This is a genomic window from Verruconatronum alginivorum, assembly GCF_056590205.1.
In genome coordinates this window covers 772,092-795,180 of the sequence record NZ_JBWPVQ010000001.1, presented here as the reverse complement: position 1 = coordinate 795,180, position 23,089 = coordinate 772,092, and the positions used below count along the sequence as shown (strand labels likewise).

Annotated in this window: 15 protein-coding genes; 11 read left to right on the top strand and 4 right to left on the bottom strand. The window is 59.8% G+C overall.

The features are described 5' to 3' along the window. Positions 1–37: 37 nt before the first annotated feature. Positions 38–688: a hypothetical protein gene (locus tag ACWUI2_RS02655; protein ID WP_486981317.1), complete on the bottom strand. Its 651-nt coding sequence runs from the start codon at positions 686–688 to the stop codon at positions 38–40. Then, entirely contained in the window at positions 685–2,139 is a 1,455-nt protein-coding gene (locus tag ACWUI2_RS02650; protein ID WP_486981316.1) for an AAA family ATPase, read from the bottom strand. The genes ACWUI2_RS02655 and ACWUI2_RS02650 overlap by 4 nt, the downstream gene beginning before the upstream one ends. 176 nt (positions 2,140–2,315) lie before the next feature. Between ACWUI2_RS02650 and ACWUI2_RS02645 the strand changes: the two genes are divergently transcribed. The 3 genes from ACWUI2_RS02645 (at position 2,316) to ACWUI2_RS02635 (ending at position 7,622) form a co-directional block, all read left to right on the top strand. Beyond that, positions 2,316–2,924, top strand: coding sequence for a hypothetical protein (locus ACWUI2_RS02645; protein ID WP_486981315.1), 609 nt, complete (start codon positions 2,316–2,318; stop codon positions 2,922–2,924). Between the two features lie 14 nt (positions 2,925–2,938). Continuing rightward, positions 2,939–4,405, top strand: coding sequence for a DNA polymerase Y family protein (locus ACWUI2_RS02640; RefSeq protein ID WP_486981314.1), 1,467 nt, complete (start codon positions 2,939–2,941; stop codon positions 4,403–4,405). A 79-nt stretch (positions 4,406–4,484) separates the two neighbouring features. Further along, positions 4,485–7,622, top strand: coding sequence for a DNA polymerase III subunit alpha (locus ACWUI2_RS02635; protein WP_486981313.1), 3,138 nt, complete (start codon positions 4,485–4,487; stop codon positions 7,620–7,622). 558 nt (positions 7,623–8,180) lie between these two features. Here ACWUI2_RS02635 and ACWUI2_RS02630 read toward each other — a convergent pair. Next, a complete protein-coding gene (locus ACWUI2_RS02630) occupies positions 8,181–10,058 on the bottom strand; it encodes an FAD-dependent oxidoreductase (protein ID WP_486981312.1) in 1,878 nt (625 codons plus the stop codon). Between the two features lie 83 nt (positions 10,059–10,141). Between ACWUI2_RS02630 and ACWUI2_RS02625 the strand changes: the two genes are divergently transcribed. The 5 genes from ACWUI2_RS02625 to ACWUI2_RS02605 all read left to right on the top strand — a co-directional run bounded on the left by ACWUI2_RS02625 (position 10,142) and on the right by ACWUI2_RS02605 (position 18,917). Then, positions 10,142–11,011, top strand: a complete 870-nt coding sequence (locus ACWUI2_RS02625) for a helix-turn-helix domain-containing protein (protein ID WP_486981311.1) — start codon at positions 10,142–10,144, stop codon at positions 11,009–11,011. Between the two features lie 182 nt (positions 11,012–11,193). Next, on the top strand, positions 11,194–12,615 hold the full coding sequence (locus tag ACWUI2_RS02620) for a sulfatase-like hydrolase/transferase (protein ID WP_486981310.1): 1,422 nt from the start codon (positions 11,194–11,196) through the stop codon (positions 12,613–12,615). A 354-nt stretch (positions 12,616–12,969) separates the two neighbouring features. Further along, on the top strand, positions 12,970–14,280 hold the full coding sequence (locus ACWUI2_RS02615) for a hypothetical protein (RefSeq protein WP_486981309.1): 1,311 nt from the start codon (positions 12,970–12,972) through the stop codon (positions 14,278–14,280). Between the two features lie 46 nt (positions 14,281–14,326). Further along, positions 14,327–17,833, top strand: a complete 3,507-nt coding sequence (locus ACWUI2_RS02610; RefSeq protein ID WP_486981308.1) for a DUF4838 domain-containing protein — start codon at positions 14,327–14,329, stop codon at positions 17,831–17,833. 43 nt (positions 17,834–17,876) lie between these two features. Beyond that, entirely contained in the window at positions 17,877–18,917 is a 1,041-nt protein-coding gene (locus ACWUI2_RS02605) for a LacI family DNA-binding transcriptional regulator (RefSeq protein ID WP_486981307.1), read from the top strand. A gap of 52 nt (positions 18,918–18,969) precedes the next feature. On the opposite strand, the gene ACWUI2_RS02600 is transcribed toward ACWUI2_RS02605, so the two are convergent. Continuing rightward, positions 18,970–19,749 carry an IclR family transcriptional regulator gene (locus ACWUI2_RS02600; RefSeq protein WP_486981306.1) on the bottom strand — a complete coding sequence of 260 codons (780 nt, stop codon included), beginning with the start codon at positions 19,747–19,749 and terminating at the stop codon, positions 18,970–18,972. A 66-nt stretch (positions 19,750–19,815) separates the two neighbouring features. Here ACWUI2_RS02600 and uxaC point away from each other — a divergent pair, with 66 nt between their 5' ends. The 3 genes from uxaC to ACWUI2_RS02585 are packed head-to-tail and all read left to right on the top strand — an operon-like array spanning position 19,816 to position 23,059. Next, the gene (uxaC, locus tag ACWUI2_RS02595) at positions 19,816–21,228 is read left to right on the top strand and encodes a glucuronate isomerase (RefSeq protein WP_486981305.1); all 1,413 of its coding nucleotides are present in this window, start codon (positions 19,816–19,818) and stop codon (positions 21,226–21,228) included. Next, complete coding sequence (locus tag ACWUI2_RS02590; protein WP_486981304.1) at positions 21,225–22,070, top strand: SDR family NAD(P)-dependent oxidoreductase; 846 nt, start codon at positions 21,225–21,227, stop codon at positions 22,068–22,070. Before uxaC ends, ACWUI2_RS02590 begins: the two co-directional genes overlap by 4 nt. A gap of 20 nt (positions 22,071–22,090) precedes the next feature. Beyond that, positions 22,091–23,059, top strand: coding sequence for a mannonate dehydratase (locus ACWUI2_RS02585; protein WP_486981303.1), 969 nt, complete (start codon positions 22,091–22,093; stop codon positions 23,057–23,059). Positions 23,060–23,089 lie beyond the last annotated feature (30 nt).

Below are 23,089 nucleotides of genomic sequence, written 5' to 3'. Positions count from 1 at the left end.
GGCTTTCGCCGGATGACGGAGCGGTGCGCTTTAGCCATCAGCCGCCATCGTGGGGGCGTCTCTGTGAAAAATCCAATTGTCCAATATCGTTGTAGAGTCTGGATGCGGAAGGGAGTTGCAGAAGAGTGCTCCAGTCTTCAATAAAATCGGGAACACGCGTGCGGTGCTCGGGGAAATGAAACTTCTTAAGTCTTCTCCCCTTCAGTTCGCTGGCAGCGATGAGAAGTTGCTTGAGATTCTCCTTGGGGTCAGGAAGGCTTTCGATCCTGTGGATGGGGGGCAGTGCAAGAGGTGTTTTTCCATTCGGATTGCCGGATGCGCCCCGTATCGCAGACTCTGATATCAATAGCCAAGCTTCGGTCATGCGGACAGGGACGACTGGCACATGTTGCGGCGCCCCATTCCGTTCGATTTCGGAAAGAGCCGTTGAAATCTCGAGTCGCCTGTTCTCAGGATCCTCCTTCTCCGCGTCACGGTGGACAAAGAGAACGTCGGACGGGAAAAACTCGAGGGCGGCTTGAATCCGATTTCTCAAACCTTTGGGTGGCTTGGGAAGATTATGCACATCCGCGGTTTGGCCAATCCATTCGCAATCCCGATGATGTTGAGAAAGCATCCACCTCAGGAGGACAACGAGAACTCGATCGGAGGTTCCGTCGGCAAGTAGGGTAAAGTGAAAAAACTTCATTCCGGAGTATCGGTGATCTGAGGCAACAGCATCTGAAGATCTTCGCGATCCGCTACGCGTCCCAGGTTGCGCTGGGTTTTTCCATTTCGATTGATTGGGTTGAGGTAAGGCAAAAGCAGTCCACGGGGAATCGCATTGCCGGTAAGCTTTTCTCTCCATGTCTGGGGGAGCCCGACAAAAGTGGGCAATTGCACAAGTCTTTCCTCAAACTGCCGTGAGCGATCCACAACGATCACTAAGCTGTCATCCGGCACTTCGGATACCACCAACGGAGAGTGGGTGTTGATAATTACTTGCCGCAGAGGGTTGTCGTCTCCGCAGGGTTCAGCGGGATCGACAGCGATGTCGCGAAGCAGCGCGATCATGGCGGGTATGCGTTTCGGATGAATACCGTTTTCTGGTTCCTCCAGGCAAATCACCCCGGTCAGGGCAGGGTCTTCTTCAAGAATCGCCAGAGCCAGAAACCGAAGGGTTCCGTCGGACAGGCCGCGGGCGGGGATACTGTTTCCGGAGCGGTCCTGGACAACAATGGAATAAGCTTCCCGGACAGTATCTTCGTCCAGGTGAAGACTCTTAACGTTTTCCACCAACTCGGTAAGCCTTCCCGCCAAACGAGCAGTCACTTCTCCGCCCCCGCTTTGGGATTCAATCAAACGGTGCAGGGTCGCAGGCATGTGACGACCATGCACATCGATAGATGGAGGCTCGTTGAAATTGTCGGGAGCCCGGAGGCTGGAAGATTCCAGAGCGAGGAAACGCCAGGATTCCATCTCTCTTTTGGCGCAAAGCGCGGTCGGCGACTCCGACGCATTGGCAGTGGAAAGCACGGTCCGGGGGAGGCTTCTCGCGAGCGCGGGAAACGGTTTTCCACCGCTCCCTCCGTCCTGATGGCGACCGATTACCCGATCCTCTCCTTTGTCGAAAGTGGAGATGAAATAATCACGGGTTCCGCCCGCCCTACGCTGCTGTTTCAAGCTGGATCGCCACGCGGGCGAATTCTTAAAATGAATCAGCTTGTTCGCGTTTGTCCAAGGGTGGTAGCCGAGTTGTTCTTTGACGATTTCCAAGGGCAGATTCGTCCGGGCCAGGGTTCCCTCGGCAATCGAGAGTTCGTAAGTCAAAAACGTAAAAGTTGCCGTCGCCTCTTGGTTTAGATCGTCGCGCGCCTTCGCGGGTACGATCATCTCCACATAAAAATCAATTCTCCGTTTCCCTTTTTTTCCTCCAAGCGGGAAGATATGGTCGGGGCTGGTGGCTTTGCCCCCGTCTCCCCGGATCGCAAGCGCGGCCTCAAGGATGGTTCTTGATGCTGTGAGGCTTAGAAACTGAATAGCATCAAAGAGGTTCGATTTCCCGCTTCCATTTGGGCCGGCTATGCATGTGAACTCGCTCAAGTGTAAATCCACGTCTCGTAGATTTTTGAAGCCGTTGACTCTGAAGCGGGTGATCATTCACCAACCTTATCTGGAATTCCATGGGTGGGTGCAAGTGTGGTTTTCTTTGAGACAAGCATGACGACATGTAAGGCTTCATCCGGGAAAATAAATTTCTTTGGGGATCAGGGAGTTGAGGGTAGCGGGGCATTCCAGTCTTTGACAGGAGTGAAATTTTGTTCACATGTAAGGGGATGGAATCCGCGCAAAGGCGAACGACTTTTCCGCCGGTGGTGCCCGCGTTCGGGCGTCACGGGTCGGCTGCGGCCGCGCGGAAGAAGTTGGCGGAGTTGCGGGGAGTCCTCGCCGAGCGGTTTCCGGAAAGGCGGGCCCGGGATGAGGTGTTGGCGACCGGGTTTCCTCCGTTGGACGACGGGGTCGACGGGGGCCTGCCGCGAGGGGCGGTGAGCGAGGTGGTGGCTTCCCGACCGAGTTGCGGGGGACAATGGGTCGTGCATGCCTTGCTGGAAACGGCGCGGAGAACCCATCAATACCTCGGGCTGGTCGATGGCAGCGACGGATTCGACCCGCAATCGGAGGCGGAGGAATTGCTTCCCTACCTGCTCTGGATCCGTTGCCGCGAGGCGAAAGCGGCGCTGCAGGCGACCGATCTGCTGGTCCGGGACGGCAACATCTCTCTGGTGTTGCTCGACCTCCGGGGCAATCTGTCCGGCGAACTCCGCAAGCAACCGGTCAGCGTCTGGTACCGCCTGCAACGGGCAGTCGAAAAAACCGGCGGCATCCTCGTGGTCCTCGGCGCCCGTCCGATGGTCAGCAGCGCGACGACTAGAAGAGAATTATGAATGAGGAATTATGAATGATGAAGGAAGGGAAGTTTGGGGCGGTTTGGTTGGAGCGGTTTCGGTGGCAGGCGGTGGTGTCCATGGAGCGGTCGCCGGGGGATGGTTCGGCGGTGGTTGTGATGGAGGAAGTCGGACGGAAGGCGGTGGCGGTGGAGTTGGGCGATTCCGCCCTCGCGGCGGGGGCGAGACCGGGGATGACCGCGCCGCAAGTGCTGGCCAGGTGTCCGGAGGCGGTCCTGAAAACCCGGTCGGTCGAGATGGAGAAAGCGGCGCGGGAGGCGTTGCTGACGGCCGCGTTCGCCTGGTCGCCCCGGGTGGAGGAGACCGGCGACGGTCTTTGCACGGTCGATTTGCGGGGGATTGGCTCCTCGTTGGGGCAATCCGCGCTCGCCATTCACCGGTCGTTGCAATCGCTCGGACTGGAGGCGCGGATCGGGATCGGGCGCAACCCGTTGCTGGCCTGGTTCGCCGCCCGCCGGGCCGACCCGGTGTTGGAGGTGGAGGATGAAAAATCGTTTTTGGCGGAGTTGCCGGTATCGGTCGCGGAACCTCCGCCCGCGATCGCCGAGGTTCTGGACAAATGGGGGGTGAAAACATTGGGGGCTTTCTCGGCGTTGCCGCGTCAGGAAATCGCCCGGCGGTTGGGGAGCGAAGGGAGCGCGCTCTGGGACCGGGCGGCGGGACGGGAGGAACGGGTTTTGCGGCTGGCCACGCTTCCGGAGGAGTTCGAGCAAGGGATCGAATTGGAGCAGGAGATGGAAACGTTGGAGCCGTTGTTGTTCATTTTGCGCCGGTTTATCGACCGGTTGAGTCTGCGGTTGGGCGCGGTGCACCAGGTGGCGGAGGAGGTCGGGCTGGAACTCGGGCTCGCCGACCGGTCGGTGTACGAACGGAGCTTCCGGTTGCCGGAGCCGACCCGCAATCCAGAGCTGCTTTTCCGGATGTTGCACACTCATTTGGAGGGAGTCCGCACCGAACATCCGATCGTCAAAATCCATCTCCGGATGACTCCCTGCAAACCGGTTTCCAAACAACACGACTTATTCGAGGCGGCGGTGAAGGATCCGTATTCGTTTTCCGATACATTGGCCCGGTTGGTGGCGGTGGTCGGGTCCGGCAACGTCGGTTCGCCCCGGCTGGAGCCGACTCATCGTCCCGATGCCTTCCGCATGGAACCGCTCGCCGACATCGGTTCGCGGACGGAGACGACCGCCCCGGTCCGGGAGATTCTGCCGATGCGCCGCTACCGTCCGCCGGTGGCGGTCCGGGTCTGGATGGCGGAGGGACGGCCGGTCCAGGTCGAGAGCAATGAATTCAGTCTTCGGATACAAAACGTCCGGGGACCCTGGCGGCTTTCCGGGAACTGGTGGGAACCCCGCCGCTGGGCTCGGGAAGAGTGGGACATCGAATGCGCCGACGGCGGGCATTACCGGTTGGTCCGGGAAAAGAAGGATTGGTATTTGGAAGGGGAATACGGATGAGGGAGAATTTTGGATTTTGGATTTTGGATTGGGGATTTTGGATTGGGGAGTTGAGGGAAGGGGACTGGGGGTAGTTTTTATGTATGTCGAACTTCATAGTCGGAGTGCCTTTAGTTTTTTGCGGGGGGCTTCGAATCCGGAGCAGTTGGCGGCGGAGGCGGCCAGGCTGGGGATGCCGGCGATAGCGGTTTGTGACCGGGACGGAGTTTACGGGGCGCCTCGGTTCTACGCGGCGGCGCGGGAGCAGGGGATTCGTCCGATCATCGGGAGCGAATTGACTCTGGAGGACGGGTCGGTGTTGCCGGTGCTGGTGGAGACGCGGGAAGGTTACCGCAACCTCTGCCGAATGATCACCCAATCTAAACTGCGGGCCCCGAAAGGCGAGAGCCGGATCACTTGGAAGGAGGTCGGGGAGTTCGCGGAAGGGTTGATCGCCTTGACCGGCGATGCGGAAGGTCCCGTGCGCCGGAGTTGGGAGGGTGGCGGAAAGGGAGAGGTGGAAGAAGTCGTGGGGCGGTTGCGGAAGATTTTCGGTCGCGACCGTTTGTATGTGGAGGTGCAGCGTCACCTGGTGCGGGGGGAAGACCGGACCGGACGGATGTTGGTCGATCTGGCTCGTTCGAGCGGCTTGCCGTTGTTGGCCACCAACGGAGTTTGTCACGCCACTCCCCGGGGCCGGGCGGTATTGGATGTATTCACCTGTTTGCGACACAAAACCCATCTCGATGCGGCCGGGTTGTTGTTGAGTTGGAACGGGGAACGCCATTTGAAAAGCGGCGAGGCGATGGAGCGCTTGTTCGCCGATCTGCCGGAGGCGGTCCGCAACACCGGGGAGTTGGCGGAGCGGCTCGATTTTACTCTTGAAAATCTCGGTTACGATTTTCCGGCGTATCCGGTGAGGGAAGGGGAGACGATGGAAAGCGTGTTGCGGGAGGCGACCTGGGCCGGGGCGCGGAACCGTTACGGAAGCCGGTTGGGACCGAAAGTGAAGGCGCAGTTGGAACATGAGTTGGCTTTGATCGCGAAACTCGGATTCAGCGGCTATTTCCTGATTGTCTGGGACATCGTCAATTTCTGCCGGGAGCAAAACATCATGGTCCAGGGACGGGGGAGCGCGGCGAACAGCGCGGTTTGTTACAGTCTCGGGATCACCGCGGTCGATCCGGTCGGGGGGAATCTTTTGTTCGAACGATTCCTGAGCGAAGGGCGAAAAGGGTGGCCGGACATCGACCTCGATCTGCCGAGCGGCGACCGCCGGGAACGGGTGATCCAGGAAGTTTACGGACGTTACGGCAAACATGGCGCGGCGATGACCGCGAACGTCATTACCTACAAAGGCCGTAGCGCGATCCGGGAGTTGGGGAAGGTGTTGAATTTTCCCCAGGAAACGATCGACCGGTTTTCCCGGCTCTTCGCCCATGGCGATTACCGGCACACCCTCGATTTGCCAACCCAGATGACCCAGGCCGGGATTCCGGCGAGCCATCCGCGGGCTCCGGCGCTGGCCGCGCTTTACCAGGCGATCTACGGGCTTCCCCGGCATCTGGGACAGCACTCCGGCGGCATGATCGTTTGTCAGGGGAAACTCGATACGTTGGTTCCATTGGAGAACGCCTCGATGCCCGGGCGGGTGGTGGCGCAATGGGACAAGGAGGATTGCGAGGATCTCGGTATTGTGAAAGTGGATTTGCTGGGACTCGGCATGATGGCGGTGTTGCAGGATACCCTGACGGTTACCGGGGAGCGGGGACGCGGCGTCGATCTGGCCCAATTGCCGACCGACGATCCGGAGACCTTCGTGATGATGCGGGCGGCGGACACGGTCGGGGTGTTCCAGATCGAGAGCCGGGCGCAGATGGCGACGCTGCCGCGGATGAAGCCGAAAACCTTTTACGACCTGGTGATCGAAGTCGCGTTGATCCGTCCCGGGCCGATCCAGGGAAAGATGGTGCATCCCTACCTGGCGCGGCGGGCGGGGAAGGCGCCGGTCGATTACATGCACGAAGCGTTGAAACCGGTGTTGGAGCGGACGCTGGGGGTGCCGTTGTTCCAGGAGCAGGTGTTGAAGATGGCGATGGTGATGGCTGACTTCAGCGGATCGGAGGCGGAGGAATTGCGCCGGGCGATGAGTTTCCGCCGGTCGCGGGAACGGATGGAACGGGTGATGGGGCAATTGCGGGCGGCGATGCGGGAACGCGGGGTGGCGGTCTCGACGATCGAGGAAATCGTCGCCTCGATCGGATCGTTCGCGTTGTATGGATTTCCGGAATCGCACGCGATCAGTTTCGCGTTGATCACCTATGCCAGCGCCTGGCTGAAGGTCCATCGGACGGCGGAATATTACGCGGCCCTGTTGAACAATCAGCCGATGGGATTCTATTCGCCGGCCACCCTGGTCCAGGATGCGCGGCGGCGGGGCCTGCGGGTGAAACCGGTTTGCGTGATGGTGTCGGACTGGGATTGCGCGGTCGAAAGCGACGAGGCGATCCGGTTGGGCTTGCGGATGGTCCGGGGATTGCGGGCGGGACCGGCGCGGGCGATGCTGGAGGCGCGGCGAACCCGGTTGTTCAGGTCGGTGGAGGATTTCCGGGAGCGGACCGAATTCAACCAAACCGAACGCCGGACCCTTGCCTCGATCGGCGCTTTGAACGGCTTGGCGGCCCACCGGCGGGAAGCGCTTTGGTGGGTGGAGGAAAAAGAAGTTCAAGGTTCGTTGTTCCAAGTTCAAGGTTGGGAAGAAGAAACCTTGAACCTTGAACCTGAAACTTTGAACTCGACGAAGTCGACCTGTCCGTTGGAGGCGATGGATCATTTGGAGCGGTTGCGGGCGGATTACGGGGGGACGGGGTTGACCACGGGGTCGCATCCGATGCGGAGGATGCGGGCGGGGCTGGCGGGGGTTTGCCGGGCGATGGATTTGGAGCACGCGCGGAACGGGCGACGGGTGACCATCGCGGGAAGTGTGATTTGTCGCCAACGTCCGGGTACGGCGAAAGGGTTCGTGTTCATCAGCCTGGAAGACGAAACCGGAATCGCCAACGCCATCGTCACTCCGGATCTGTTCGAGAAGCAACGCCTGTTGATTTCCCAGGAACCGTTTTTGAAAATCCGCGGCATCCTGCAAAACCAGGAAGGAGTGATATCGATCAAAGCCGAACGGGTGGAAGCCCTTCACGAAACCGGCATGCCCGAAGCGACCTCGCACGATTTTCATTGAACGAAGGATATTGAGGGGCAGATTTGGCCTGCTTGCGCTCTGGAAAGGGGAGCGGCGCGCTTCAGCCGCCGATGTTGGACGTTCAGGGTTTTGGGACGTTCCCCGTGGCCGATGGTCTTCGGCTAAAGCACGAAGCTCCCGGAGAACGCTTTTGTCAAACCCGGGCGCCTTGGCCGCTTCGGTGAGGGAGAGGCTTGTTTCAGGCCTTCGGCGATCCGTTTTTCCTTTTTCCAAATCTGGTGGGCGCGATCCAAAATTTCGTCCCAATGTTCCCGCGGGACATAAACCACATCGTCATCGTCGCCGACGATGTAGTCGCCGGAACTGGGAGCGAGTTTCGTAGCGATGAAGCCGCGCCTTCATCGATTCGGTCGGAAGGGAGTTTCGATGGCTGCGGTCGAATTTTCGGGGAAGATTCGCAGGACTTTCGGTTTCGCCGACGCGGAGGCAACGGCGGTTTCTTCGCACCGTCGCTGCCATCCACGCAAATTCCACTCCTCTTATCCTTGCGGGAGTGAAACCCGACGCGCAGAAGCGAAGGTGAATGTTTTTGCGCGCCTACGCTCCGACGCGGCCTGAGCCTGCGGCGCACTCTTCGAGCCCGTGGTCGGGAGGGGCCAGGTCGGCGGGATCTTGGGAGGCGATCATTTCGGCCCAGGATGCCCCGGGAGGCGGCGATTCGGTGGCGGGCAATACATCGGGATGGGCGTCGAAAGCGAAGAGCCGGATCGGGCCGTCGCCCCAGGAACGGCGCCCGGTGAAGCGGATCGCTTGCAACGGTTTTTCGATCCGGATGATTTGGAGGCGGCGGAAATTATCCGTTTGCTCGTGCAGCGGTTCCCAATTGCCGCTTTCGGTAAGGCCTTCGACGAGATAGTCGCGGACGAGTTGTTTCGGCAGACCGAGCGGAGATTCGTTGACCCGGTAACGACATGGCATCCGTTTGAAGTCGTTCATGTCGCTGTCGAAGACCAGGCGGAGACTACCGGGGCGACGGAGGGTTTCCCACGAAAATGAGATCGATTCGTCGGGGGCGAGTTCGACGGCATGGTTGGCCCCTTCCCAATCGCGTTCCCAGCCGTCGGCGAGGAGCGAGGCGTTTGCTTCGTTGGAGAAACGGGCTTCACGCATCAGTTCGTTGCGGGCGAGGGTCTGGCCGGGGAGCCAGCAATCGTCTTCGATGAGTTGCTGTTGCAAGCGCCGGAGGCGTCCGCCGACGAGGTCGCGGGGAAGGCACGATTCGCGGACGCAAAGAGCCGCGGCGGTCCCGACCGCCTGTCCGATCACGCTGGTGGTGCCCATTACCCGGGTGGAAGAAAGGGCTGCGTGGGTGACCGAGATGTTGCGTCCGGCGCAGAAAAGATTGGGGATATTGCGGGAATAGAGGGAGCGGAGCGGGATCCCATACGGGGTGGGCGCCGGATGAAAGATGGTGGCCTTTCCCGGATACAGCAGGCCGGCCGGGTGATGGTCGTCCATCGACCAACCGCCGTAGGCGACCACGTCGTCGAAGTTCCCTCCGCGTTCGAGATCGTGTTGGGTCAGGATGTGCGGACCGGCGTAGCGGCGGTTTTCCCGTTTGCCGGGGAGGGCGCCGAGCCAGCGCATCCGCCAATTGCGGAGGCGGTCGGCTTGCGGGCCGCGATTTTTCATGTAATCCCAGACGCCCCAGGCGATCTTGAGGAGATCGGTCCGGATTTCTTCGGCTTCATGGATGGTGTCTTGGAGACCCCCCAGTTCGAGCCACCAGAAATTGTGGCCGAATCCCTGTCCGACACGGGCGGGGAGATTGGAGTCGTCGCCGAAATGATACGCCCAGTTCGGCGGGGTGAAGAACTGGGGAGAAGGAGTTTCTTCGAGTTGAATCAGGAGGGTGTTCCCCATCGTCCGGTCGTCCGCTTTCAATGGCGCGATCGGCTCGTCGAAAGCGGCACGCGATTCCCGGCCGGAGCTGGTTTCGGCCCCCGAAAGAGGAGCCAGAATGGAATCGCCGGACGAATCGACGAAGAACCTGGCGTTGACGGTGTGCCAGGTTTGGGTGGTCAACTGCCAGGCCTGGACCTGGGTGAGATGTCCATCCTCGACGGTCGCGTCATTGACGGTGCAATTCAGCAGCGTCGTCAAACCGGGAGTCATCAAGGCGTACTCGAAGAGAACGGAGTCCCAGACCGAATACAAGCCGGACGGATTGCGGGAGAGATTGAGCAGCTGGATTTCCTCAAGCAGGCCGGTTTCCTTACGGTCCTGGCCGTGGGCTCCGCAGATCCACATCCGCACCTCGGAGGAGGCATTGCCGCCGAGAACGGGTCGATCGTGAATCAGCACGACCCGGCTTCCCCGCCGGGCCGCGGCGACGGCGGCGATCAAGCCGGCCATGCCTCCTCCGACCACGCAAACATCCGCGGTGTGTTCGATGCGATGAAGATTCTCGTTCATGGTGGAAAACAGTAGTTCACGCGAGCGCCCTTTGCCATGGCGAAGGCTTGCAGGAAGATCAAAATAAATTGCATAATTTTATCATGTCGGAAAAGGGACAGGGAGCGGACGGCATGGCATTGCGGGAGTGGCTTTCGCTGCGGTTTCAATTTCTATGGGTGTATCGGAAGAAGCTGGGGGAAGAGATGTCGGGGGCGGCTTCGTTTGATTTCCAAAGCGCTTTGTATGTGGTCGACGGTTGGGTTGAGGTGGAGGGGGCGGAAAGCGCGGGGGCTCGGGCCGGACGAGGAGAATGGCTGGTGACCCGCCAGGGGCGGCGGCGGCAGCGGATTGGTCCGGGAACGGAAGTGTTGTCGGTCGGATTTCGTTTTCAGCGGGCAACCGGGGAAGCGGTGTATGACGGGGGGTTGCCGCTGGTTTTCGCGGGAGCGGATTTTCCCGCGGTGAAAGGAGCGGCAGAACGTCTTCACCGCCGGGCCGGGACGGAGATGGAAACGGAATATCTTCCGATGGACGCGCCCTTGACCATGACGGGATTTCTGACCGTCCAAAACGAATTCCGCAATTTCCTGGTGACGTTGGGCGAAACCCTGGAACGGAGCGGGGTGGTTCGGGAGGTGCCGGTCACGCCCGACCGCCGGGTCCAGCACGCATTGCGAATCATCGGCGAGCGCCGGATCGGCAAACCGTTGCGGGTGGCCGGACTTGCCCGGCAAGTGGGATTGAGCACCGCCCAACTGGACCGCTTGATGATCAAGGCGACGGGAAAAACCGCCTTCGAGCAAATCGAACAACACCGTCTGCAAGCGATCCGGGACGAACTCTCCGGAGGAGAATCTCCTCTGAAACGGCTCGCCTACGAACACGGTTTCTCGTCCCCATCCCATCTCACCCATTGGTTTCGCCGGAAGCAGGGAACGACGCCGAAAGCCTATCGCGATCGGCGGAAGTGAACTCCGCTGGGTCGATTTGTTGGAGTCCCGCCTTTAGGCGGTCCTATCTCGACACAAGTTCCGGCTAAACTCGACTGTAATCCTGGAGAGAATGTCGCGGCGGGCGGGAGTTTGAGTTGCGTTGGTTCTGCCGTTTCTTCATGATCCGGAGCAAGACCCAAGCATTTGTAACCGCCGCCTTTATGCCTGAAAGGACCCGTCCCAACATTTTATTGATCACTACGGATCAGCAGCGTTTCGACGCCCTGGGGATCAATGGTAATAAAATTCTGAATACGCCCAACCTTGATTCGCTGGCCCGAACCGGGGTGAATTTCAGTCGGGCTTATGTGACCTGTCCGATCTGTATTCCGGCCCGGCGGACGTTGATCAGCGGCCAAAGTCCCACGACCCACGGCCTGAGGGCCTACCGGGACGGTTTGGAATTCAATCCGGCCCATACGCTTCCGGGGGTTTTGGGCCGGCATGGCTGGCAGACCCAATTGGTGGGGAAACTGCATCTCCATCCCCAGCGGAAACGTTTTGGTTTCGATCATATGGTCTTGAGTGAAACGCCCAATTACCGTCCCGATTCCCCGCTGCAAAGCCAAAACGATTACGCGAAATGGCTCCGCTCCCAGGGGATTCACCATCATCCCAATTTCCACGGGATTGATAGCAACGGGCGTCTCGCGCGTCCCTTTCCACTCGATGAGGCCTATCACCACAATACGTGGTTGGCCCAGGAAGCGGTCGCATTCATCACGGAGCGCCGGGACCCGGCCTGCCCGTGGTTTTTGCATCTATCGTTCACCCATCCCCATCCGCCTTTCACTCCGCCGCGGGATTATTTGAATAAATACATGCGCCGGTTCGAGCGCCTCTCACCGCCGGTGATCGGGTCCTGGGCGAATCGCGGAGAGGCGGCTCCGGGTCTTTCGCCCAGATCGCCAACGGGGCCGTTTGATCCGGAGGAAATACGGGAAGCGAAAGCGGGTTACTACGCCTTGATCAACCACATCGACGACTGCATCGCCTACGTGCTCGATCGGATTTTCGAATATGGACATCCGCGCGGCGAGGAGCCCCTCTGGATCCTCTTCAGTTCCGACCATGGCGAGATGCTCGGAGATCATCATCTGTTTCGAAAAGGCCTCCCGTTCGAAGGCTCCGCCCATGTTCCCTTTTTCCTTTCGGGACGAAACGTCGAGCTGCAATCGGGCACGGTGGACGATCTGGTTTGCTGGGAAGACATTATGCCGACCCTTTTGGACCTTGCCGGCGTTCCGATTCCGCCCGGCCTTGATGGCGACTCCCTGGCAGGCGCGGTGCGGGGAAAACAAATCCCGAAGCGCGACAGGTTGTTTGAAGAATGCGGGAATCGATTTCCTCATTATTCGATCATCACCGGGCCATGGAAATACATTTTCTGGCGGAGCACCAACGAAGAGCAATTATTCCATCTCTTCGAGGACCCGGAGGAAACGGAAGACCGGTCTGGTTCGGAGGACCTCACACCCTTCCGCGAAATGCTTTCCGACGCATTGCATCAGCGGGGCGAATCCTTGCCCCCGTTTGAAACCCTCGTCCCGGTGAACAACAGCCTTCCGGCGGCGTTGTTGTAAGTATTGGCCGTCGTCCAATGCAAGCACTCCGCGCCTCTCGTCGTCGAGGAGTAGGAGCGTAACCGGAACATCTCCCTTCTTGGAGGAAGAATACGGGTCGGTTTGGCCCCATGGGACGCTTCCGAAGCTTTGGCCGATCACGTTACGATTGAACCATCGCGCTCCCTCTGTTAACCGTTAACATCCAAAGCTGTTGTCGGTTTCGCTGCGGGTGGAATAGGGTCGGTCATGTTCGATTCCAAACATGAATGAACATGCGGTGGGCGATCCTTGCTTTTCGCACAACCTCTCGCTTTGCCGTGGGGACGTCGCCCTCTTTCGCCGTTTCCAACCAAAACACCAACGACACACGCTATGATTAAAACCTCTCTGCGCTCCTTCTGTTTTACGCCTTCCGCCTGGGTCGCCTGTGCCACGGCGGTGTTTCCGATTGCGATCGTTTCGATGGCGGAGGCTTCCTCCACCCAGTGGACCGGTGCGACCAATAGTCTGGTCGGCGAACCGCTCAATTGGACCGCTGGAGTGCCGACGAGTGCGACGGACGTGATTCTTTCCGCCACGGATGCCACTCGCGTCACTTTGCAGGGAAATGCCACTGCCCGGAGTCTCACGTTTGCGGGGACCACCGAGGGGACGCCGCTCAATTATCACTGGACCGTCCCCGGGACCCTCAACGTCACGGATCGAATCGATGTCCTGGCCGGTTCGGGAGCCCACACCATCGATGCGACCACCGGTTATCAGATTCGGTTTTCCGGTATGAATGTCGCGCCGGGCGACCGTTACATCACGAACAACTCCGCCAATCTTTTGACACTTACGACCCAGCTGAACGGTTTCTCCGACCAAGGGCATGTCAACATTCATTTCGACGGATCGGGCGACACCATCATCGCGGGAACGATTCATCAAAACACGGCGGTGAATCAGAACATCCGGAGAGTCCAGTTGGATCCGACGATGTCGGGAACATTGACGATCGGGAGCGGTTTGTTGGTTCGTTCGAATGTTTCCACCTACGTCTATGGCGGGACCTTGGCGATGGACGGGGACATCGTCGCCCAAAATTCGGAGCTGAGGGTCGCCGGAGAAGGGGCATCGGCCGTCCTTACCGGAAATGGACGAATCGGGGTTCAGCCTTCCGCGACCTCGAACGCCCAGCTTTCGATCAACATGTATGACGGGGCCGTCGTATCCGCCGGACGGATCGGGGAGACGGGGGCATTGCAGTTTCTCAACTCCGACGTCAGCTTCAGGGCGGGATCGACCATCCATGTCGACCTGCTTTCTCCCAACGACCATGACCAATTGCTGTTCGCCCGGGAAGACCTGTCCGGGAGGAGCGGTGGTGGATCGAATCTGAAGCTTCCGGCGGTCGATCTCGTGACGACCGGTGATGGGGTGGAACTCGCTTTGAATTTCCTCGGCGGAGCACCGGTGCTGGGAAATTACACGATTTTGTCCGGTTATGACGCCCTGACCGGACGGTTCGTCGGATGGGATCATGAAGTTGAGAGAACATTGGACGGATTCGACGGCTATTCGTTCTCTCTGTATTACGGAGCTCACCAGACGGTGCTGACGGTGATTCCGGAGCCGAAAACTTACGCGTTGATCGGCGGGGTCGTCGCGCTCCTAGCAATCGGGCTCCGGCGGAGAAAATAAGGGTTCAGCGCCCTCGCCGTTGCCCGGGATCCGCGCGGAGGTTTTGATGAAAATTAACGCAAAGATATTTGCTCGAACCGGAGCAATCGGGCTGACGGCGGTGCTTGGGATTGTTGCCGGGATGCCTGTCGCGATCGGCTCGACCACGACGTGGACCGGAGCGAGCGGCAATAACCCATCGATCTCGAGCAATTGGACCTCTGGGGTTCCCGACGCCGGAGTGGCGGCGATATTCCCGGCGACCGGGGTTAATCGGGTTAATTTATCCGGCTCTTTGACCACGGGCGCCTTGCACTTTCCAGGCACGGTTGAAGGAACTCCGCTCGACTACACGTTCATGGTGTCGGGGCAGATTCGGGAGTTGCGGGATATCGTGGTGGAGGCGGGATCGGGAGCTCACACCATCGATGCGACATTGGGATTTTGGATACGCTTCGTCGGCGCTGATTCGGTTCCCGGAATCCGAACCGTCATCAATGATTCGGGACGGCCGTTGACCCTTCGGACCCAGCTCAACGCGGAGACCGGAACCGGCCATGTTCTGCTCAATTTCGGTGGTTCCGGGAACACCATCATCAGCGGCCCCACCACGGACGGAGTGGCGATCAATCAGAATATCCGGAGCGTCGAATTGACCTCCGGCATGACCGGCCAACTGACGGTGGACGCCGGGCTCGCTGTCCGGACGAATCTTGCGACGTATGTCCATGGAGGCACCTTGGCCCTCGACGGCTATTTGGCGGCGCACAATAGTATTCTCCGGGTCGGCGGCGCCGGCGCGCCCGCGGTCCTGGCCGGTCGCGGGGAAGTCGGCCGCCAGCCGACGGCGAGCGCCAACAATACGCTCGACGTGGCGGTTCTCGAAGGGGGAGTCGTCGCCCCGGGTCGGGTGGGCGAGGTCGGAGCGTTGCACTTCGTCAACTTCGACGTCGAGTTTCGCAGCGGCTCCGCGGTTCGATTGGATCTGTTGAACCCGGACGTCCATGACCGCCTGGTTTTCGCCAAAGTGGATACGACGAGCCGGAACCGGGTGCCGTCGGTCATTCTCTCCGGGACGGGAAGCGGAGTCGCGTTGGACCTGAATTTCCCGGGCGGAAATCCAAGTCCCGGAGTCTATTCGATCCTGTCCGGCTATCAAAGTCTGTCGGGTGAGTTCGCCGGATGGCAAGATGGCGTCGAGCGCACGCTCGATGGCTTTGACGAAGCTTACACCTTTAGGATCGATTATGGTCCCGGTGAGACCACGTTGACCGTCGACGGGCCAGAAGGAGTGATCCTGGTGGAGAATCAGGCACCCGGGGTGGTGTTGGTGACCGCCGATCAGCCGACTCCGGTCGCCGCTTACGCGGCGGAAGAAATGGCGTCGCATGTTTTCCAGGCGACCGGCGTCACCTTGGAGATCGTAAAAGAGTCGGAGGCTCCGGACAGCGAATGGATCGGCCGTATTTTTCTTGGGGATACACAGGCCGCCGCCGCGCGGGGAATTGACGTTCAAAATTTACCGGCGGACGCCTTTCACCTGTTGACGGATGGCCGCGACCTTTACATCGTCGGGCGGGAGGATCCGAAGGTCGGGGTATTCGATTCCTCCGGGAGCTTGGGGAATCCGATGATCGTCCATCGGAGCACGCTCTACGGAGTGTACGAAATCCTGGAGCGTTACATCGGAGTGAAATGGTTGTGGCCGGGGGAACTTGGCACGGTGGTGCCGACCATGGAACGGGTGGTGATCCGGGATAATCTGGACGAAATCAACGAACCGGCGATCCGTTTCCGCCGCTTTCGCACCGGACAGTCGGCTGGATCTCCGAGCGTGGACGGAGCGCTCGTTTCGTATGCCCCGGAAATCAAGCGTTTGGCGTTTTCCGAGGAAGGGTTGAAGGCCTATGCGGCGGATTTGCACACCTACCTTGTTCGTCATCGGATCGGTTACACCGAGCCAAGTCCGCAAGTTGGCCACTATTTCGCGGGATGGTGGGAAAAGTATGGGGCCGAGCACCCAGAGTGGTTCATGATGCGCGCCGACGGGCAGCGCGGCCCCGAGCCCGGTGAATCGACCACCCATGTCCCGATGTGCGTATCCAATCCCGAATTACATTCCTATCTCGTCGATGAAGTCTGGGATGGCGGCGATGTTCTCCGGGTTGGCGAAGTCGATCGCCGCGTGTTCTGCCAATGCGAGGTTTGCGTCTCGTGGGACGAACCGACGGAGCAGCCTGCCTTCGCCAACTACGTGCCGCTGGTTTCCGACCGTTACGCCCGTTTCTGGCGGACGATCCGCGATTTGGCGGTCGAACGGAATCCGGACGTATTGGTCACGACGTTTCTCTATTGGAATTACCTGCCAGCCCCGGTATCGAACGAGCCCCTCAATAACCTATACGGATCGTTCGTCCCTTGGGGGAACCGGAACATCACCTATTACCCGATGCAGGAGGCGGCGCACGAATGGGTGAAGGATCAATGGAAACGGTGGCACGATCTCGGAATGACGATGTCCTACCGTCCCAATCATTTGTTGGGCGGGTATGTGATGCCGCACCTCAGCACCTGGCAGGCCGGCGACATGTTCCAATTCGCCGCCCGCAACGGGATGGTCGGGTTCGATTTCGACAGCCTCTGGTCGCATTGGTCGGTGAAAGGGCCGATGTATTACATTCTCATGCGGTTATCGGTCGATCCCGAGCGTGAGATCGCCGACCTCCGCGCCGAGTATTTTTCCGCTTTTGGTCCCGCCGCCGACCTGGTGGTGGAATATTTCGATTACTGGGAAGCGTATTCACTTTCCGATGCTCCGTTGGGCGGGGTTCCATGGAGCAGTCCGCTCAGCGCCGCGAATTTGTATCCGCCCAGTGCTTTCACACCGGGAGCGAACATTTTGGAGGCGGCGCTGGCGCTGGCGTTGGAAGATCCCCGGCCCGAATACGCGAAACGGATCGGATTCTTGCAGGCCGGACTTGAGCATGCCCGGCTGTCGGCCCGGTTTGTCGCAGCCCTGGATGCTGGGGCCTCGCTCCCCGAGATGGGAACGGAAGCGTTCGACGTGGCGATTGCCGCGTTGGTGGAGTTGGCCGCGTTTCGCCGAGCGAACGAGCACTTATACATCGCCGACTTCATTTCGGCGTCCGCCATCGAGAACCGGCGGATCGATTTCGGGACTTTCCCCGACACCTCGGGCGACGGCCTATTCGACAGCGAACTACTCGAAGCCGGATTCCATCCCCGGACTGATCATTCGGCTCTGGTCCAGATTGTCGGCGGATCCCCGGCCCGCTTCGGAATAGAAGACCGCTACGACGACGGGGTCGCCTCGGTGTTGGCGCGCCCGGGGGATTTCGATCTGTTCACGCCGAACTCAATTCTGGACCTCAATCTGGGCGGGGTCATGCTCCGGCGGGCGGAAGAGGGATTTGAATTGGAGTTTACGATCGAAGTCTCCGACGACCTCTCGTATTGGCATCCGTGGGAGACGATCGACCGTTTCCTGGAAATCGAAACCGACCAAGCGTTTTTGCGGATTCGCGCCGGAGGTCCGCGAGCGGGGACGGAATAGAAATAGACTATCAGTCGGCGGAAATTTGTGGTTGATTGGGAGCGTGAAAAGAGACCGGGCTCCGAATCTTCGTGCCATTGCCGACGCATCCGGCTACTCCACGGCCACGGTTTCCTGGGCGTTGCGGGGGCATCCGCGGGTTCCGGAAACGACCCGGTCGAAGATCCGGGCGGTTGCGGACCAACTCGGTTACCGGGCGGATCCGAAGCTCGCGGAGTTGCAAGCCCATCTCCGGCGGGGCAAGCCACGTTCGTCCGGGGAAGTGTTGGCCTTGGTTACCCCGTATCCGAGCAAGACGCGATGGAAATCGGAGATCGTGACCGGGATTCGCGAGCGGGCGGCTGAATTTGGTTACGAGGTGGAGGAGTTTCCGCTCGACGAGGAGCGGGGCGGCTACAGCGAGCAACGGCTCAATTCGGTTTTCAGCGCTCGGTCCATTCGGGGGGTAATAGTCCATGCCCTCGACATACCCCGGCCCTTGGAGGATTTATCCTGGGCGAAATATTCCGCGGTGACCGTAAGCTACTCGTTGCAGTCTCCCCGGTTGCATCGGGTGGGGAACAATCATTACCAAAGCATGGCGTTGGCCCTCTTGAGCTTGAGGAAGAAGGGATACCGGCGGATCGGTCTGGTGCTCGACGAATCGCAGGATGAGCGGGTCAACCACCTTTGGCAGGCGTCTTATTTTGTGAATACAAAGGCCTCGGGTGCCTCCTCGATCCCGGCGTTGATCGCGCATCCGGTCACCGAGGAGGCGTTTCGGGATTGGTTTTGGAAGCATAAACCCGAAGTGGTTTTGGTGGAAGGGTTGCGATACACGAATGCGTTTGAGTGGCTTCGGCGAATGGACCTGAAGATTCCGGAGGATGTCGGTTACGCGAATCTTTACCTGTTCCCGCCTTACGGAGAAATCGGCGGAATCAACCAGGAAAGCCACCAGCAAGGCCGGGCCATGGTCGACTTGGCGGTGGCCCAGATCCTTTCCAATGAACGGGGGATTCCGTCGCATCCGAAAACCGTTTTGATCGACGGCTCCTGGGTCGACGGAAAGACCATTCGTAGCCTCGCTGAAGAAAAGGATTAACCGCAAAGGCCGCAAAGATCGCAAAGAGGGTCTTCAAAATCGCCCGTTGCGGTCAGATTTGATCCTGCAGGGAATTCAGTCTTTCCCGGGCGGCGAGCAGTTTGTCGCGCAACTTCGGGAGAGCGGTTTTGCCGAAGTCTCCGCGAAAGCCGATAAAGCAGAGGCTGAAGCGTTCGATCGGGTGATCGACCGGGCAGGCGATGGCGTCGATCCCCTGGGGGTGGGTGCCGATGTTCTCGCACCAGCCGCGCGCACGACATTGGGCGACTCGTTCCCGCAAGGCTTCGGGCGAGTGTCGCCGCCAATGGGCGGGCGGGGTTTTCGTGATGAGTGTTTCCAATGTCGCCGGTTCCAAGTGAGCCAGGAGAGCGGCGCCCGAAGCGGCTTCCACTACCGGGTAAGGAATGCCGATCGGAGTGAGGATTCCGATCGAAACCTCCGGCGAGCCGACGGCCACCGTTACCTGGTCGGCGCCTTGACGAGCGCAAAGCTTGGTGGTGATTCCCAATTCGCGGGCCAGATCTTCGAGCAGCGGTCGGGCGGCCCGGACGATGCGGCGGAGGTCGGCGAGCGGCTCGGTAACCGGGAGCAACCCCGAGCCGACCTCGTACCCGTTATTTCCGTCGGTGGCGACCCAACCGGCCGCCTCTAAGGTCTTAAGGATCCGATAACAGGTCGAGGGGCTCGCCCCGACCCGGACCGCGATGTATTTCGACGGCAATCCCGGTCCTTCCTCCGCGAGGAGCCGAAGGATTCGGATCGTCTTTTCCACCGCAGGGATGCGGTGGGCGGAATTGTCCGCACTCGAATCAATTTGAGCCCGTGAATTCATATTTGAAAAAGATTAGTTCAGATTTGATTGACCCATGCAGAGGGGCAAGAGGAAAATTCGGCATTGATGATGTGGAACTCCGTTGAATCTCTGTTGTTGAATTCCGACCCGGCTAAAATGCTGTATCGGAATCACGCGGCGGGTCTTCCCCTCGTCGACTTCCATACGCATCTTTCTCCGGGCGACTTCGTTCGAAATGAACCGTTTGCCGACATCACGGAACTTTGGATATCCGCGGACCCATACAAGTGGCGGGCGATGCGGATGGTTGGAGTCGCGGAACGGCTGATCACCGGGGAGGCGTCTCCCGATGAACGGTTTGACGCCTGGGCCTCGACGTTGCCGGCGTTGGTGGGAGATCCCTTGGCGGATTGGGCGCGGCTCGAATTGAAACAGTTCTTCGAAATCGAGGAAATATTGACGTCCGCATCCGCGAAATGGATACGAGAGCAGTGCAATGCCCGACTGGCCGAGGACGATTTCCGCCCCCAGGCGATTCTGCGGAAGGCGGGAGTGGAAACATTTGTCACCTCGGACCGATGGTTCGATTCGCTGGACGCCCATTTACGGGCGCGACGGGACGGATTGAAGCCGGTGATGTCGCCGTCGTTGCGGGCGGATGAGGCGTTGGCGGTCGATTCCTCCGGCTACACGGATTGGATCCGAACGGCGGGCGAGTTCGCGGGATCGACGATCGGGGCTCTCGGCGATTTTTTGGCGGTCTTGCGAAGCCGGATGGACGACTTCGCGGGGGCCGGTTGCGTTTTGTCGGACCATGGGATCGATAAGCTTTTTTACGCTCCCTGCGGGGAAGCCGAGGCGGAAGCCCTCTTCAAGAAGCGACTGACTGGCGGGTCCCTGTCGGTCGATGACGTCGCGAAGTTACGCACGTTCATTTTGCTCTGGCTGGCCGGGGAATATCGGAGGCGCGGGTGGACGATGCAGATCCATGCGGGTCCGATGCGGACGACCAGTCGATCCCTGGCCGGAAAGGTCGGCGCCCCCGGCGGGTTCGCCTGCATCGGTGCATCGCTCGACATCGAAACCTTGGTGGCGCTGCTCGACGCAATGGAGGTGGGTCCGGGTTTGCCCTCCACGATCCTCTATCCGGCCAACCCGAATGACTATGAAGCGGTCGCGAGCGTGTGCGGCTGTTTCGTCGAAGAGGGAGTGCCGGGAAAGGTCCAACTCGGACCGGCTTGGTGGTTCAATGATTCCAGTGACGGTATCGCCCGGCAGTTGCGGGCGGTCGCGAATCATGGGGCGCTGGGCACCTTCGTCGGAATGAACACCGATTCCCGCTCGTTTCTGTCGAGCGTGCGTCACGATTACTTTAGGCGGGTTTTGTGTAATCTGCTCGGGGAGTGGGCGGAGTCCGGAAGGTTCGATCCGGGGGAGCCCGCGGCGGGGGATTTGATTGAAGCTCTCTGTTATCGAAACGCCAAGGAGCTCTTGGGGGATGTATCGACGAAGTTATGACGAGTTTTACGAAGAAAGGAAAAGTGGCGGTGGTCACCGGAGCGGGCGGGACGCTTTGTTCGGTCATGGCCCGGGATCTCGCTCGGCAAGGGATGAAGGTCGTTTTGATCGGCCGGACGTTGTCTAAGTTGGAAGGCGTGGCGGATGCGATCGAAAACGAGGGAGGCATCGCCTGTCCGCTCGCGGCCGACGTCACCGACATCGAGTCGGTGAAAGGAGCAGGTGCGCGCGTGCTGGAGGACGTCGGTCCGTGTTCCGTCTTAATCAATGGGGCCGGAGGTAAATTGAACGGCTCGACCATGACCCAGGTGGCGTTTACCCCGCGGGAGTTGGAGGAGGCGCCGGGAGTGAACGGTTTTTTCAATTGCGATCTGGAGATCTTCAAACAGGAGGTCGATTTAAACCTCGCCGGGGCGGCGATCCCGTCTCAGGTGTTCGGGCGGGCGATGGCCGAGAACGGCGGGGGATCGATCATCAATTTCGCCTCGATGACCAGTTTCCGTCCCCTTTCCAAGGTCGCTCCCTATGCGGCGGCCAAGGCGGCGATCGTCAACTACACCCAATGGCTCGCCGCCTATCTGGCTCCGGCCGGCATCCGGGTGAACGCCATCGCTCCGGGGTTCTTCATCAATGATCGAAATCGCAAACTTCTTTACAACGAGGATGGCAGCCTGAGCGCGCGCGGGGAGCAGGTATTGCGTCACACTCCGGCCGGTCGTTTCGGCAGACCGGAGGAGTTGCTCGGTTGCCTGAACTGGTTGATCGACGACAACGCCGCCTCGTTCGTAACGGGAATCACCGTTCCGGTCGACGGTGGTTTCCTCGCCTGTCCGGGAACCTGACCGAAGATTGGTGTATTCAGATGATACTGACTGAATTTCTACCCGCCAAACCGGACCGCTCCTGGGCCTTCGCCAAACAGGCGGGGATCACCCACGCCATCTGCAAATGCGCGTCCGAGTTGACCGGTCTTCCCGCGCCGGACGATCTCGATGCTTTACGCACGATCCGGGACCGGTTCCGGGAGGGCGGGTTGACCCTCTACGGACTGGAGGGGGACGCCTTCGACATGCAGCGGATCAAGCTCGGACTGCCGGGGCGCGACGCTGATATCGAGCGGTATCAGAAGATGCTGCGGAACATGGGTGAACTCGAGATTCCGTTGTTGTGTTACAATTTCATGGCGACGATCGGGTGGTTCCGGACCGACACCCGGGTGGCGACCCGGGGAGGGGCAATCACCAACCGGTTTCGGCTTGCCGATGTGGAGGCTCCGTTGGTGCCGGACGCGGAGCGGGTCACGGAAGAGAAGCTTTGGCGAAATTACGCCTATTTCATTGAACGGGTTCTGCCGGTGGCGGAAGAGGCCGGGGTTAAGATGGGGCTGCATCCGGATGATCCTCCGGTTTCTCCATTGCGGGGAGTCGGACGTATTTTTACCTCGGCTGACTCCTTTGTTCGGGCGATGTCGTTGAGCGATTCGCCGAGTCACGGCATCACCTATTGCCAGGCGAATTTCCGTGCCATGGGAGAAGACCTGTTCGCCACCGCGGAGCGCTTCGCCGACCGAATCGAATTCGTGCATTTCCGTGACGTGGAAGGAACGCGCGACGATTTCACTGAGACCTTTCACGACAACGGACCGACGGATATGGCTGAGATGCTCCGGCACTATCACGCGCTCGGTTTTCGTGGACCGATCCGGGTGGATCACGTGCCGTCGCTCAGTGGGGAGGAAGATTTGCCCCATGGATACGCTCTGCTCGGACGCCTTTTTGCCGTTGGGTATATGAAAGGCATTCTCGATGCCCACCAAATTTCCTACCGCTGAATGGCGGTGAAATCATCCGCAAAAAAAAGG

What these genes read in the sequence shown, in the direction of transcription:
- ACWUI2_RS02655 (WP_486981317.1), bottom strand. Translation starts at nt 688, where the DNA reads ATGAAGTTTTTTCACTTTACCCTACTTGCCGACGGAACCTCCGATCGA.
- ACWUI2_RS02650 (WP_486981316.1), bottom strand. Translation starts at nt 2,139, where the DNA reads ATGATCACCCGCTTCAGAGTCAACGGCTTCAAAAATCTACGAGACGTG.
- ACWUI2_RS02645 (WP_486981315.1), top strand. Translation starts at nt 2,316, where the DNA reads ATGGAATCCGCGCAAAGGCGAACGACTTTTCCGCCGGTGGTGCCCGCG.
- ACWUI2_RS02640 (WP_486981314.1), top strand. Translation starts at nt 2,939, where the DNA reads ATGATGAAGGAAGGGAAGTTTGGGGCGGTTTGGTTGGAGCGGTTTCGG.
- ACWUI2_RS02635 (WP_486981313.1), top strand. Translation starts at nt 4,485, where the DNA reads ATGTATGTCGAACTTCATAGTCGGAGTGCCTTTAGTTTTTTGCGGGGG.
- ACWUI2_RS02630 (WP_486981312.1), bottom strand. Translation starts at nt 10,058, where the DNA reads ATGAACGAGAATCTTCATCGCATCGAACACACCGCGGATGTTTGCGTG.
- ACWUI2_RS02625 (WP_486981311.1), top strand. Translation starts at nt 10,142, where the DNA reads ATGTCGGAAAAGGGACAGGGAGCGGACGGCATGGCATTGCGGGAGTGG.
- ACWUI2_RS02620 (WP_486981310.1), top strand. Translation starts at nt 11,194, where the DNA reads ATGCCTGAAAGGACCCGTCCCAACATTTTATTGATCACTACGGATCAG.
- ACWUI2_RS02615 (WP_486981309.1), top strand. Translation starts at nt 12,970, where the DNA reads ATGATTAAAACCTCTCTGCGCTCCTTCTGTTTTACGCCTTCCGCCTGG.
- ACWUI2_RS02610 (WP_486981308.1), top strand. Translation starts at nt 14,327, where the DNA reads ATGAAAATTAACGCAAAGATATTTGCTCGAACCGGAGCAATCGGGCTG.
- ACWUI2_RS02600 (WP_486981306.1), bottom strand. Translation starts at nt 19,749, where the DNA reads ATGAATTCACGGGCTCAAATTGATTCGAGTGCGGACAATTCCGCCCAC.
- uxaC (WP_486981305.1), top strand. Translation starts at nt 19,816, where the DNA reads ATGATGTGGAACTCCGTTGAATCTCTGTTGTTGAATTCCGACCCGGCT.
- ACWUI2_RS02590 (WP_486981304.1), top strand. Translation starts at nt 21,225, where the DNA reads ATGACGAGTTTTACGAAGAAAGGAAAAGTGGCGGTGGTCACCGGAGCG.
- ACWUI2_RS02585 (WP_486981303.1), top strand. Translation starts at nt 22,091, where the DNA reads ATGATACTGACTGAATTTCTACCCGCCAAACCGGACCGCTCCTGGGCC.